Source organism: Streptomyces sp. NPDC057702 (genome assembly GCF_042799315.1).
Classification (GTDB): Bacteria; Actinomycetota; Actinomycetes; order Streptomycetales; family Streptomycetaceae; genus Streptomyces.
In genome coordinates this window covers 71,360-84,480 of sequence record NZ_JBHVJC010000018.1, presented here as the reverse complement: position 1 = coordinate 84,480, position 13,121 = coordinate 71,360, and the positions used below count along the sequence as shown (strand labels likewise).

The following is a 13,121-nucleotide window of genomic DNA, read 5'->3' as shown; positions in this document are numbered from 1 at the left end:
AAGGCCCCGCCCGTGGTGTCGTCGTTCGCTGTCGCCCGGTCCGCTCAGGGCCACACCAGGCAGTACGCCTGGTGCCCCGCCTCGTGCAGGCGGTGGGAGAAGTCCTGCCACTCGTGGAGCAGTTGGTAGACCCCGTACGCGTCGCGCGGGCCGCCGCGGTCGGGGACCGTGGACCAGATGAACGCCGCCGCGCCGACGGCCTCCTCGCCGACGCCACGCAGCGGGTCGACGACCGTCATGGGGAGCTTGACGACGGCGTAGTCGGGGTGGAGGACGACCAGTTCCAGCGGGGGCACCTTGTGCAGCGGTATGCCCTCGATGCCGGTGAGGACCATCGCGGCCATCGTCTCCGGCTTGATCTTGGTGAACATGCCGTGGCCGAGTTCGTCGCCGCCGAGTTCCTCGGGGCGCATCGAGATGGGGACGCGAGCCGCCGTCGCGCCGTCGGGCGCGCCGAAGTACTTGTACGTCACCCCCATACGGCCGCCGCCTCTGCTCGCCCCGCTCGCCTCGCTCCGCCGGTGGCGGCCAAGCCGCTGTCCCTCCCGGTTCTCCCGGCCCGCGCGGCCCTGTCGGCCCGCGGCATGGGGAAGGCCGGGGCGCTCGGGGCCCCGGTCTTCGGTCCCCTCGCCCAGTTCGCCACCGCGATGCATATCTCCACCCGACCACTCGCGGCCACGGCCGCGCAACCCGATCATCGTGTCAGAGACCTCCCCCGGGAAGACGCCGTGAAACGCCCGCCCGCGGGAGCCGATGAGGCTCTGACACCATGGCTTGTGTGAGCTATCCGTTCGAAAGCCCAGTTTCGCAGACGTGCGGGGGCTCACGCCCGGCCGAAAGCGAGGAGTTTTCCCGCGCCGTCGCCCGTCGCGGGCCGCGTCCTCACGCCGCGGCCCCTCCCTACGTCTTGGCAGGTCAGGACCCAAGTGCCTTTTCCGTATGAAGCCCCAGTCTCGCAGAAGCTCTTCGATCGCGCCGGTGTCGTCACACCCGGTGGCGTGAACTCTCCGGTGCGGGCGTTCCGCGCTGTGGGGGGTACGCCCCGGTTCATGGTGTCTGGTGCCGGCCCGTACCTCACGGACGCGGACGGGCGCGAGTATGTCGATCTCGTGTGTTCGTGGGGGCCGATGATCCTCGGCCACTCTCACCCGGAAGTGATCGCCTCCGCGCAGGCGGCCGTCGCGCGCGGCACCTCCTTCGGTACGCCGGGCGAGGGCGAGGTGGAGCTCGCGGAGGAGATCGTGGCCCGCGTCGCCCCTGTCGAGCAGGTGCGGCTCGTCTCCTCCGGTACGGAGGCGACGATGTCGGCGATCCGGTTGGCCCGCGGGTTCACCGGCCGCGCCAAGGTCATCAAGTTCGCCGGCTGCTACCACGGCCACGTGGACGCCCTGCTGGCCGCCGCCGGCTCCGGCGTGGCCACCTTCGGCCTGCCCGACACCCCCGGGGTGACCGGCGCGCAGGCCGGCGAGACCGTCGTGCTGCCGTACAACGACCTGGACGCGGTGCGCGCCGCCTTCGCCGCGCACCCGGGCGAGATCGCCTGCGTGATCACCGAGGCGTCGCCCGGCAACATGGGCGTGGTCCCGCCGCTGCCCGGGTTCAACGCCGGGCTCAGGGAGCTGTGCGAGAGCAACGGCGCGCTGTACGTCTCGGACGAGGTGATGACGGGTTTCCGCGTCTCGAAGGCCGGCTGGTACGGCATCGACGGCGTGCGGCCGGACCTGATGACCTTCGGCAAGGTGATGGGCGGCGGCTTCCCGGCCGCGGCCTTCGGCGGGCGGGCCGACGTGATGGCCCACCTCGCGCCGGCCGGGCCGGTCTACCAGGCGGGCACGCTGTCGGGGAACCCGGTGGCCACCGCCGCCGGGATCGCGCAGCTCAGGCTGCTGGACGACGCCGCGTACGGGCGGGTGGACGCGGTCTCCCAGGAGGTGCGGGGGCTGGTCACGCGGGCGCTCGACCAGGTGGGCGTCGCCCACCGGGTGCAGGTCGCGGGCAACATGTTCTCGGTGTTCTTCACCGAGGCCGACGCGGTCGTGGACTACGCGGGAGCCAAGGCGCAGCAGGCGTACCGCTTCACCGCCTTCTTCCACTCCATGCTCGCCCAGGGCGTCTACCTGCCGCCCTCCGCCTTCGAGTCGTGGTTCGTCTCCACGGCGCACGACGAGCGGGCCATCGAGAAGATCGCGGCAGCCCTGCCGGCGGCGGCGCGGGCCGCCGCGGACGCCACCGAGTGATGGACGAGAACCTGATGAAGCGCGACAGCGACCGCACGCCCGAGACCACCGTGGTGCACCTGATGCGCCACGGCGAGGTACACAACCCGGAGGGCGTGCTCTACGGGCGGCTGCCCGGCTACCACCTGTCCGACCTGGGCCGGCAGATGGCCGACCGGGTCGCCGAGCACCTGGCCGGGCGGGACGTCACGTACGTCGTGGCCTCGCCGCTGGACCGTGCGCAGGAGACGGCGACGCCCATCGCCAAGGCGCACGGCCTGGACCTGGCGGCGGACGAGCGGCTGATCGAGGCGGGCAACGTCTTCGAGGGCAAGACGTTCGGCGTGGGGGACGGCGCGCTGCGCAAGCCGGCGAACTGGCGGCACCTGACCAACCCGTTCCGGCCCTCGTGGGGCGAGCCGTACATCGAGCAGGTGGTGCGGATGATGGCCGCGCTGGGCGCGGCCCGGGACGCGGCGCGCGGGCACGAGGCGGTCTGTGTGAGCCACCAGTTGCCGATCTGGGTGGTGCGCAGCTTCGTGGAGCGGCGGCGGCTGTGGCACGACCCGCGCAAGCGGCAGTGCACGCTGGCCAGCCTGACCTCTTTCACCTATCGCGGCGACAAGATTGTCTCGGTGGGTTATTCCGAGCCGGCCGTCGACCTCGTTCCCGCGCATCTGCGGGTGGGTGCCAAGCGGACGAAGGGCGGCGCCAAGGGGTTCGGCGCCTAGGGCGTCGGTCGCGCCTCGGTTTCCCCCGGTTCCGTAATTCCCGGTCTTTCGCGCGGATTTCGCCGTGAGCTGACCGGAGCGGTCGGGCGGTGTATTCGGCCGGGTGGTCGCGCGTTTCGACGCGTGCCGCCCGGCCGTTGCCCTGTCACGGCCCGCGCCGTGTCCCGCCTGCCGCTCGACGCTATTCACCGGCTGTTGGCTGAGCGTAAGGCTCCGTATGCGTACGGCTGAGAAGTTCGTAAAGTCGACGCCAAACCAGGCATCGATCGCGCGGAATGGGAACCCCATCGGTCCGCATCCCCTCTCACCTGGCGTCGCCTTATCGGGGAAAGCGGCGGTACGCATATCGAGTACGAGATGGGGATGTAATGCGCGACATCAGTCGACGGGGATTGCTCGGCCTCGGTGCGGGGGCCGGCGCGGCGGCGGCGCTGACCGTCGCGGGCTGCTCGACGGACTCCAAGGGCGGCGGGGGCCACCGCGTGCCGGGCGGCGCGCCGGCCACCCAGCAGGCCAAGGCGCGGCCGATAGGCGACGGCTCGACCGCCGACACCGGTCCGCAGCCCGGGCAGCCGGACAAGCCGGAGAAGCTGGAGATGGGGCAGAAGCCCCCGCAGTTCGTCGTCTTCTCCTGGGACGGCGCGGGCGAGGTGGGTAACGGGCTCTTCCCGCGCTTCCGCAAGCTCGCCAAGGACCACGGCGCGTCGATGACCTTCTTCCTCTCCGGCATCTACTGCCTGCCCGAGTCGAAGCAGAAGCTCTACCGGCCGCCGAACAACCCCGTGGGCGCCTCGGACATCGGCTACCTCACCGACGCGCACATCAAGGACACGCTGCGCAACGTGCGCGAGGCGTGGCTTGAGGGCCACGAGATAGGCACCCACTTCAACGGCCACTTCTGCGCCGGCTCCGGCTCGGTCGGCCAGTGGACCCCGGCCCAGTGGCGCTCCGAGATCGACCAGGCCATGTCGTTCGTCACCACGTGGCGTACCAACACCGGCTTCACCGACCTGGACCCGCTGCCCTTCGACTACCACAAGGAGCTGGTCGGCGGCCGTACGCCGTGCCTGCTGGGCCAGGACAACCTGCTGCCCACCGCCAAGCAGCTCGGTTGGCGCTACGACGCCAGCTCGCCCGGCGGCCTCCAGGTCTGGCCCACCAAGAAGCAGGGCATCTGGGACCTCCCGCTCCAGCAGGTGCCCTTCCCCGGCCACTCCTTCGAGGTGCTCTCGATGGACTACAACATGCTGGCCAACCAGTCGAAGAACGCCACCCAGGGCCCCAAGGCGCGCTACCCGCAGTGGCGGCGCGAGGCCGCCGGCGCGTACGTCAAGGGCTTCGAGCGGGCGTACGAGACCAACCGTGCGCCGCTGTTCATCGGCAACCACTTCGAGCAGTGGAACGGCGGCATCTACATGGACGCCGTCGAGGAGGCGCTCAAGCACATCGCCGACGACAAGCGCAAGGACGTGCGGCTGGTCTCCTTCCGGCAGCTCGTGGACTGGCTCGACGCGCAGGACCCGCAGGTCCTGGCGAGCCTGCGCGGGCTCGGCGTGGGGCAGCGGTTCGGCGGCTGACCGGCGGGCGGAAGGGCGGCGCGCCGGCCCGTGGCGCGCTGTTCCGGAGCCGGGCAACCCGAACAGGGGGGTGCCGAAGATCCGCCGGGTCGCCATGCGAAACTTTTCACATGAGTGCCTGTCGTGACCCTCGACGCCGCGCCGCCCGAGCGTGTTCCCGAAGCGGCCCGCTGCTGGCCGTGGGAGTGGTCGCCGCCGCCCTGGGCCTGACCGCCTGCGGCACCGGCGGCACCTCCGGCGGCTCGGCCGATACGAAGTTCGTGCAGGGTACCGGCGGTGTGAGCACCGTGGCCAAGGGGGGCCGCAAGAGCGCGCCAAGTCTGTCCGGCACGACGCTGGAAGGCAAGCGGCTCGACGTCGACGACTACCGCGGAAAGATCGTCGTCCTCAACATCTGGGGCTCGTGGTGCTCCCCCTGCCGAGCCGAGGCGCCCAACCTGGTCAAGGTCGCCGAGCGGACGAAGAAGCAGGGCGTGGAGTTCGTCGGGATCAACACCCGCGACACCAACGAGCACAACGCGCGCAAGTTCGAGAAGGAGTACGACGTCCCGTACCCGAGCCTGTACGACCCGATCGGCAAGCTCATGCTGCGGTTCCCCAAGGGCAGCCTGAACCCCCAGGCGATCCCCACCACCATCATCCTCGACCGGGACGGCAAGATCGCCGTGCGGGCGCTGACCCCACTCAGCGAGGACGCGCTCGACAAGGCGCTCAAGCCGCTGATCGCAGAGAAGTGATCGCCGCGACATGAGCGCACTCGCCGCCGCCACCGACCCCAACCAGACCGTCCTCACCGGCGCCCTGCTGCTCGCGCTGCCGGTGGCCGTCCTCGGTGGTCTGGTCTCCTTCTTCTCGCCGTGCGTGCTGCCCCTGGTGCCCGGCTACATGTCGTACGTCACCGGCGTCACCGGCACCGACCTCGGCCAGGCGCGGCGGGGGCGGATGCTCGCCGGCGCCTCGCTGTTCGTGCTCGGCTTCACCGCCGTCTTCGTCTCCGGCGGCGCCCTGTTCGGCAACTTCGGCTGGGAGCTCCAGCAGCACAAGGAGACCATCTCCAAGGTGCTGGGCGTGGTCACGATCCTGCTCGGCCTGTCCTTCATGGGCGTGCTGCGGGGCTTCGGGCAGCGCGAGTTCCGCTTCCACCAGAAGCCCGCCGTGGGCCTGGCCGGCGCCCCCGTCCTCGGGGTGCTGTTCGGCATCGGCTGGACCCCGTGCCTCGGCCCCACCCTCACGGCCGTCAACGCGTTGGCGTTCAATGAGGCGAGCGCGGGGCGCGGGGCGCTGCTCACCGCCGCGTACTGCGTCGGGCTCGGCCTGCCGTTCATCGCGGTGGCCGTGGCCTACCGTCGAGCCCTGGGCGCCTTCGGCTGGGTCAAGCGGCACTACGTATGGGTGATGCGGATCGGCGGTGGGATGCTCATCGCGCTCGGTCTGCTGCTCGTCACGGGTGTCTGGGACCGCATGATGGACGACATGCGGGTCTGGACCTCCAGCTTCAACGTTGGGATCTGATCCATGGCCACCACCGACACCGACACCGGTACCGGCGACGCGGCGACCGAGGCCGCCGCCGACCCGCCGGCCCGGGAGGACGGGTCGGACCGCGCGGCGGAGCCGAGCGTGCCGCCGGCCACCGCGGGCGAGGCCACCGCGGGCGAGGCCACCGGCGTCGACGAACTGGCCGAGGCCGGTACGCGACTGTCCACCGCGCCGACCGAGGGCCAGGCCGTGCCGGGCTCCTTCGGTGGCGTGCGCGCCCCCGGCGCGCTGGGCGCGATGGCCTGGGCCGGGCGCGAGGCGTGGGGCTGGGTGCGCTGGTGCTGGCGGCAGCTCACCTCGATGCGGGTGGCCCTGGTGCTGCTCCTGCTGCTCTCGCTGGGCGCCATTCCCGGCTCGCTGATCCCGCAGAGCGGCGTGGATCCGGTCAAGGTCGAGGCGTTCAAGGCCCGGCACGAGACGCTGACCCCGCTCTACGAGAAGCTGGGGATGTTCCACGTCTACAGCTCGGTGTGGTTCTCCGCGATCTACATCCTGCTGTTCGTCTCGCTCATCGGCTGCATCGTGCCGCGCACCTGGCAGTTCGTGGGCCAGCTCCGGGGCCGCCCGCCGGGCGCCCCGCGCCGGCTGACCCGACTGCCCGCGTACACCACTTGGCGTACCGAGGCGGAGCCCGAGCAGGTGCTCGCGGCGGCGCGCACGGTGCTGCGCGGGCGCCGGTTCCGGGCGCACGTGGCCGGGGACGCGGTCGCCGCCGAGAAGGGGTACCTGCGCGAGGTCGGCAACCTGATCTTCCATCTGGCGCTGATCGTGGTCCTGGTGGCCTTCGCGGTCGGGCAGCTGTGGAAGTCCGAGGGCGGCAAGCTGATCACCGAGGGCGACCAGGACGGCTTCACCAACAGCCTCACCCAGTACGACGACTTCAAGTCGGGCGCCTTCTTCGACAAGGACAACCTGGAACCCTTCGGCTTCTCACTGGAGAGCTTCGACGCCCGCTACGAGCGCAGCGGCTCCCAGCGCGGCACCGCCCGCGAGTTCCGCGCCCACGTGAAGTACTGGGAGGGTGCGGACGGCGCGGAGAAGAGGACCTCCATCGAGGTCAACGAGCCGCTGGAGATCGCGGGCAACAAGGTCTTCCTGCTCTCCACCGGGTACGCGCCGGTCGTCACGATCAAGGACGGCAAGGGCGACATCGCGTTCAAGGGCGCGGTGCCCTTCCTCCAGCAGGACGGGAACCTCACCTCGTCCGGCGTGATCAAGGTGCCCGACTACCGGGACCGGAACGGCAAGAAGGAGCAGCTCGGATTCCAGGGCTTCTTCGTGCCGACCTGGGGTGGCGCGGACGCGAAGACGATGTTCTCGCAGTTCCCCGCGCTGGACTACCCGGTGATGTTCCTGACCGCCTACCACGGCCGGCTGGGCGTCGACGGCGGGCTGCCGCAGAACGTGTACCAGCTCAAGACCGACAACATGAAGCAGTTCAAGAACCCGGACGGCAAGGCGTTCGCGCAGAAGCTGCTGCCGGGCGAGACGATGACGCTGCCCAACGGCGCCGGAACGCTCAGGTTCGAGGGCATCAAGACCTGGGCCAGCTTCCAGATCTCCCACCAGCCGGGCAACGAGCTCGCGCTGATCGGTTCGGTCGCCGCGCTGGTCGGCCTCGCCGCCTCGCTGTTCATCCAGCGCCGCCGGGTGTGGGTGCGGGCCGTGCCCGGCAAGGACGGTCACACGGTCGTCGAGATGGCCGGGCTCGGCCGCAGCGAGTCCGCCAGGCTCCCCGAGGAACTGGCCGACCTCGCGGTTGCCCTCCAGGCGGACGCACCCGCCGAACCAGAACCGGAATCTGAGTCACCAGATCCTGCCGAAGGAGCGCGCGCGTGAACCTCGCTGCCGCAGCCAACGAGAACCTGGCCAACATCAGCAACGTGCTGATCTATTCGGCCATGGCCGTCTACACCCTGGCCTTCATCGCCTACATCACCGAGTGGGTGTTCGGCAGCCGCAGCAAGGTCGGCCGTACCGCCGCCGCGCTCGCCCCCTCGGCCAAGGCCGCCGCCGGCACCGTCACCGTCCAGGTCAAGCGGCAGGGCGGCGGCACCGCTGTCCTGGAGCGGCCCACGGTCGTCACCCGCTCCGCGCCCGGCGCCCGCGACGTGCCCGACGGGCCGGGGGCCGCCGGCGGCACCGAGCGCGGCGACCTCTACGGCCGGATCGCCGTCTCGCTGACCGTGCTGGCCGCGCTGCTGCACGTCGGCGGCGTCCTCACGCGCGCGCTGTCGGTCGAGCGCGCCCCGTGGGGCAACATGTACGAGTTCTCCATCACCCTGTCGATGGTGGCGGTCGTCGCGTACGTGGTGCTGCTGGCCGCCGGCAAGAACGTCCGCTGGATCGGCCTGCCCCTGGTCACCACGGCCCTGCTCGACCTCGGACTCGCGGTCTCCGTGCTGTACACCGACAGCGACCAGTTGGTGCCGGCGCTGGACTCGTACTGGCTGTGGATCCACGTGAGCTGCGCCATCGTCTCCGGCGCGGTGCTCTACCTGGGCGCCGTGGCCACCCTCCTCTTCCTCTTCCGCGACCGCTACGAGGCCCGGCTGGAGAACCCGGACGGCAAGCAGCCGGGCGCCCTGGCCACCTCGATCCTGGAGCGGCTGCCGTCCTCGGCGTCGTTGGACAAGTTCGCGTACCGGATCAACGCCACCGTCTTCCCGCTGTGGACCTTCACGCTGATCGCCGGCGCGATCTGGGCCGAGAAGGCGTGGGGCCGGTACTGGGGCTGGGACCCCAAGGAGGTCTGGACGTTCATCACCTGGGTCGCGTACGCCTGCTACCTGCACGCGCGGGCCACGGCCGGCTGGAAGGGCCGCAAGGCGGCGTACCTGGCGCTCATCGCCTTCGCCTGCTTCCTGTTCAACTACTACGGCGTGAACATGTTCGTCACCGGCAAGCACTCGTACGCGGGCGTCTGAGCCCCGACGAAGGGCCCGCCCCCGGCACCGACGGCGGCCGGCTTCTGTGACGTGGGTCACAGGGGCCGGCCGCTGTCGTACGGACCGTCCCTGGGTGTGGGGCCAACACCGCGCACACGCCTACGCCGGGGGCCCAGGCGGTCTTCGCCGAGCCCTTCGACCACCACGCGCGCTGAGTCCACCACCACGCCTACCGGCTGACCGGCTGACCGGCGCGACGGCCGAGGACGTGGTCCCGCGGACCTTCCTCGAAGCGTGGCGGCCACGCCACCCGGGTGGACGCCGAGGGTGGCACCCGCGCCCCCGGCGGCTGGGCGTCGCGACCAACACGGTGCGCGACACCCGCCGCGCCGCCCGCCGGCACGCGGCGGCCCACTCCCGGGTGCCATCCCAGACGGGCCGCCCACCCGCTGCCCCGAGGCGCCCCGGGCCCCCTCCGTCGCGGCCCGGCGCCGTGCCCTCCCGCCCGCCGCCGGGCGAGCCCGCACAACCACCGCCCCGCCTGGCGCGTCCCCTTCTAGGGGCCGCGGCGGGGCCGGCTCCGCCGAGGAGGGGGACCGATGCGCGCGAGGTGGCGGAGGAGAAGCGGCGCCGGGGCCGATGTGTCGGGCGTGCCCGAGGCCGCCGGGCCCGGAGCCGTGGTGGGTGGGTCGGCCGCGCGGGCCGGGGCGACCGGGTCCGCGCCGGGCCCGACAGGTACCGCGTCCGACGCCGGGCCGGGCGCGTTAACCGCCCCGGCCATCCCCGAGTCAGCCGACGTCGAACCGGCCACCTCCGCCACCCCCGCGTCGCCGTCGCGGACGCCCACGCGCTGGGCCCGACTGCTGGGGCCCGAGGTCGCGGGGCCCGTCGTGGCCGTGGCCATCGTCGTCAACGTCGTCCTCGTGGTCGCCCCGTCGTTCACCGGCAGCGCGGACAGCGAGAAACCGGGCGGACGTCGTGACGGGCCGCCGGCGAGCAGTACGTACGCGCCCGGGGCGCACGGCGGTGGTGACGAGAAGGGCGGCGCGCGCGAACTGCTCGCGCGGGTGGCCGACACGGCGGAGCGGGCCCGTGGGCTCCGTCCCCGGGACGGCGAGTTCACCTACGTCCGCTCGAAGAGCGCCGAGACGGCCGACCCCGGCGACCGGAGCGCGTGCGCCGTCGTCGAGCCGCTGCGGGAGCGGCGGCTCTGGCGGTCGGTGGACGGCTCCCGGGCCGGGCTGCTGCGCGGCGACCGGTTCCCCGGCGAGCGGGTCAGGCTGGAACCGGACCCGCCCGGCCCCACCTCGACGGCCTTCCGCCACCTCCAGCGGCTGCCGCGCGACCCGGCGGCGCTGCTGCGCACGCTGCGCGCGGCCGAGCCCCGCGTCCGACCCGGTGACCAGCAGGTGTTCCGCACGGTCGGGGACATGCTGGCCGAGTCGGTGCTGCCGCCCGCGACGGAGGCGGCGCTCTACCGGGCGGCGGCGCGTATCCCCGGAGTGGTCGTCATCCACGACGCGGTGGACGCGGTGGGCCGGCGCGGGGTGGCCGTGGCCCGGGTCGACGAGGCGACGGGCGAGCGCGCGGAGTGGCTCTTCGGCCGGCAGGACCTGCGGCTGCTCGGCGTCCGCGTGGTCGTCGTGGACCCGGAGAAGACACCTCGCGCGACCGGCGAGGACTGCGACGGGCCGAAGGCCGGCGCGGTGACGAGCACGACAGCGGTCGTGGACCGCGCCGTCGTGGCCCGCCCCGGAGACCAGCCGGGCGGCCGACGCGGCGCGGGCCGGGCCGGCTGACCGCGACGACGGACACCCGGACGGGTGGACCGGCTGGCGGGGGCGACCCGGGAAGCGGCGACGCCGACCCCGGCTCCGGCCACGCGATGCCGGGGCGCCGGCGGGGCGGACCCGCCGCCCGGACCCCGGCCCCGGTCTGGCTCGACCACGGCCCCGCGAGGCCGACGGGCGGACCCGCCGCCCGGACCCCGGCCCAGCTCGGCTCTGGCCTGGCGCGGCCCCGGCTCGACCCAGGTTCCAGCCCAGTTCGACCGCTGCCCCGCTCGGCGGTCAGCCCCGGCGCGGGCCCTCCGGGCCGTCGTCGTCGCGGCGCTCCGCCTCCGGCTTGCGCTCGCCGGCGCCGGACTCCGGGCCCGTACCGGACGCCGAGCCCGTTCCCGTGCCGGACGGGGAACCCGAGCCGGAGCCCTTGCCCGAGCCGGAGTCCTTCGCGGCGTCGGAGCCGGACTCGGGGGCGGCGTCGGTGGGGTCGGGGCGCGGCGTGTCGTCCTTGCGGAGTGACTTGAGGAACTCGGGGTTGTCGTCCGGGGCGACCCAGCCGCCACCGCCGCCACGGCGCCCGCCGAACGCCCCGGCGATGCCGCCGCCCGCCGGGCCGCGCCCGCCGCCCTGGCCGCCGACCGTCTTGCGCGGGCGGCCGACCGTGAGCCAGGCGACGGGGCCGATCAGCACCTCACCGAAGAGGAGGACGATGATGACCCACGCCACCTTCGGCAGCTTGCGGACCTCTTCCTCCGGGGTGTTCAGGCAGTCGATGAACGCGTAGATCCACAGCGCCAGGACCAGCAGGAACGGCAGATACCTGAGCATGCTGGGAGGCCCCCTGAAAGATGTAGCGGCGGGTTGCGGTGTGCTGGGAGCGGTGCCCCAGTGACGCGTCCAGGGTAGTCCGTGTCGGATACTGGGCCGCATGGCTTATGACGATCTTCGCTCGTTGCTGCGAGCGCTGGAGCGCGACGGTGACCTCAAGCGCATCAAGGCCGAAGTCGACCCCTATCTGGAAGTCGGGGAGATCGTCGACCGGGTACAGAAGTCCGGCGGCCCGGCCCTGCTGTTCGAGAACGTCAAGGGCTCGGCGATGCCGCTGGCCATGAACGTCTTCGGTACCGACCGCCGGCTGCTCAAGGCGCTGGGCCTGACGTCGTACCAGGAGATCAGCGAGAAGATCGGCGGGCTGCTCAAGCCGGAGCTGCCGATGGGTTTCACCGGGGTGCGCGAGGCGTTCGGCAAGCTGGCCGGGATGACGCACGTGCCGCCGAAGAAGGTCAAGGACGCGCCCGTGCACGAGGTCGTGCTGCGCGGCGACGAGGTGGACCTGGACCGACTGCCGGCACTGTTCACCTGGCCGGGTGACGGCGGCTCGTTCTTCAACCTGGGCCTGACCCACACCAAGCACCCCGAGACCGGCGTGCGCAACCTGGGCCTGTACCGGCTCCAGCGGCACGACCAGCGCACCATCGGCATGCACTGGCAGATCCACAAGGACAGCACCAACCACTACCAGGTGGCCGCCCGACGCGGGGAGCGGCTGCCCGTCGCGATCGCCTTCGGCGCGCCGCCGGCCGTGACGTACGCCTCGACCGCGCCGCTGCCGGGCGACATCGACGAGTACCTGTTCGCCGGCTTCCTGCGCGGCAAGCGCATCGAGATGGTCGACTGCGTGAGCGTGCCGCTCCAGGTGCCGGCCCAGGCCGAACTGGTCCTGGAGGGCTGGCTGGAGCCGGGCAAGACGCTGCCGGAGGGCCCGTTCGGCGACCACACCGGCTTCTACACGCCGCAGGAGGACTTCCCGGCGCTGACCATCGACACCGTCACGATGCGCCGGCGCCCGCTGATCCAGTCCATCGTGGTGGGCCGCCCGCCGACCGAGGACGGGCCGCTGGGGCGCGCCACCGAGCGGTTCTTCCTGCCGCTGCTCAAGATCGTGGTCCCGGACATCGTGGACTACCACCTGCCGGAGTCCGGCGGTTTCCACAACTGCGCGATCGTCTCCATCGACAAGCGCTACCCCAAGCACGCGCAGAAGGTGATGCACGCCATCTGGGGGGCGCACATGATGTCGCTCACCAAGCTGATCGTCGTGGTCGACGCCGACTGCGACGTCCACGACCTGCACGAGGTCTCCTGGCGGGCGTTGGGCAACACCGACTACGCCCGTGACCTGACCGTCGTCGAGGGGCCCGTCGACCACCTCGACCACGCCTCGTACCAGAAGTTCTGGGGCGGCAAGGCGGGCATCGACGCGACGCGCAAGCTGCCCGAGGAGGGGTACACGCGCGACGGCGGCTGGCCGGAGATGGTCGAGTCGGACCCGGACACGGCCGCCAAGGTGACCCGCCGCTGGAAGGAGTACGGCCTCTGAGCCGCCCCC

11 protein-coding genes are annotated in these 13,121 nt (G+C 72.2%); 9 read left to right on the top strand and 2 right to left on the bottom strand.

Features of this window, described 5'->3' with window-relative positions:
* Nucleotides 1-44: 44 nt before the first annotated feature.
* The gene (locus ACFVFR_RS16020; protein ID WP_383701823.1) at nucleotides 45-653 is read right to left on the bottom strand and encodes a hypothetical protein; all 609 of its coding nucleotides are present in this window, start codon (nucleotides 651-653) and stop codon (nucleotides 45-47) included.
* Between the two features lie 273 nt (nucleotides 654-926).
* On the opposite strand from ACFVFR_RS16020, the gene hemL reads away from it, so the two are divergent.
* The 8 genes from hemL (at nucleotide 927) to ACFVFR_RS15980 (ending at nucleotide 10,750) form a co-directional block, all read left to right on the top strand.
* The gene (hemL, locus tag ACFVFR_RS16015) at nucleotides 927-2,237 is read left to right on the top strand and encodes a glutamate-1-semialdehyde 2,1-aminomutase (RefSeq protein ID WP_383701821.1); all 1,311 of its coding nucleotides are present in this window, start codon (nucleotides 927-929) and stop codon (nucleotides 2,235-2,237) included.
* Nucleotides 2,237-2,947, top strand: a complete 711-nt coding sequence (locus ACFVFR_RS16010) for a histidine phosphatase family protein (protein ID WP_383701819.1) — start codon at nucleotides 2,237-2,239, stop codon at nucleotides 2,945-2,947. The genes hemL and ACFVFR_RS16010 overlap by 1 nt, the downstream gene beginning before the upstream one ends.
* Nucleotides 2,948-3,315: 368 nt before the next feature.
* Complete coding sequence (locus ACFVFR_RS16005) at nucleotides 3,316-4,524, top strand: hypothetical protein (RefSeq protein ID WP_383701817.1); 1,209 nt, start codon at nucleotides 3,316-3,318, stop codon at nucleotides 4,522-4,524.
* A gap of 110 nt (nucleotides 4,525-4,634) precedes the next feature.
* Entirely contained in the window at nucleotides 4,635-5,261 is a 627-nt protein-coding gene (locus tag ACFVFR_RS16000; protein ID WP_383701815.1) for a TlpA family protein disulfide reductase, read from the top strand.
* A gap of 10 nt (nucleotides 5,262-5,271) precedes the next feature.
* On the top strand, nucleotides 5,272-6,036 hold the full coding sequence (locus ACFVFR_RS15995; protein WP_383701813.1) for a cytochrome c biogenesis CcdA family protein: 765 nt from the start codon (nucleotides 5,272-5,274) through the stop codon (nucleotides 6,034-6,036).
* A 3-nt stretch (nucleotides 6,037-6,039) separates the two neighbouring features.
* On the top strand, nucleotides 6,040-7,902 hold the full coding sequence (locus ACFVFR_RS15990) for a cytochrome c biogenesis protein ResB (protein ID WP_383701811.1): 1,863 nt from the start codon (nucleotides 6,040-6,042) through the stop codon (nucleotides 7,900-7,902).
* Nucleotides 7,899-8,990: a c-type cytochrome biogenesis protein CcsB gene (gene ccsB / locus ACFVFR_RS15985; RefSeq protein WP_383701809.1), complete on the top strand. Its 1,092-nt coding sequence runs from the start codon at nucleotides 7,899-7,901 to the stop codon at nucleotides 8,988-8,990. Before ACFVFR_RS15990 ends, ccsB begins: the two co-directional genes overlap by 4 nt.
* A 560-nt stretch (nucleotides 8,991-9,550) precedes the next feature.
* A complete protein-coding gene (locus tag ACFVFR_RS15980) occupies nucleotides 9,551-10,750 on the top strand; it encodes a CU044_5270 family protein (RefSeq protein WP_383701807.1) in 1,200 nt (399 codons plus the stop codon).
* A 270-nt stretch (nucleotides 10,751-11,020) separates the two neighbouring features.
* Here the strand turns inward: ACFVFR_RS15980 and ACFVFR_RS15975 are convergent, their stop codons facing one another.
* Complete coding sequence (locus ACFVFR_RS15975) at nucleotides 11,021-11,560, bottom strand: PLD nuclease N-terminal domain-containing protein (protein WP_383701805.1); 540 nt, start codon at nucleotides 11,558-11,560, stop codon at nucleotides 11,021-11,023.
* A 100-nt stretch (nucleotides 11,561-11,660) separates the two neighbouring features.
* On the opposite strand from ACFVFR_RS15975, the gene ACFVFR_RS15970 reads away from it, so the two are divergent.
* Nucleotides 11,661-13,112 (top strand): menaquinone biosynthesis decarboxylase, encoded by a 1,452-nt coding sequence (locus tag ACFVFR_RS15970; protein ID WP_383701803.1) that lies wholly within the window; start codon nucleotides 11,661-11,663, stop codon nucleotides 13,110-13,112.
* Nucleotides 13,113-13,121: the final 9 nt, after the last annotated feature.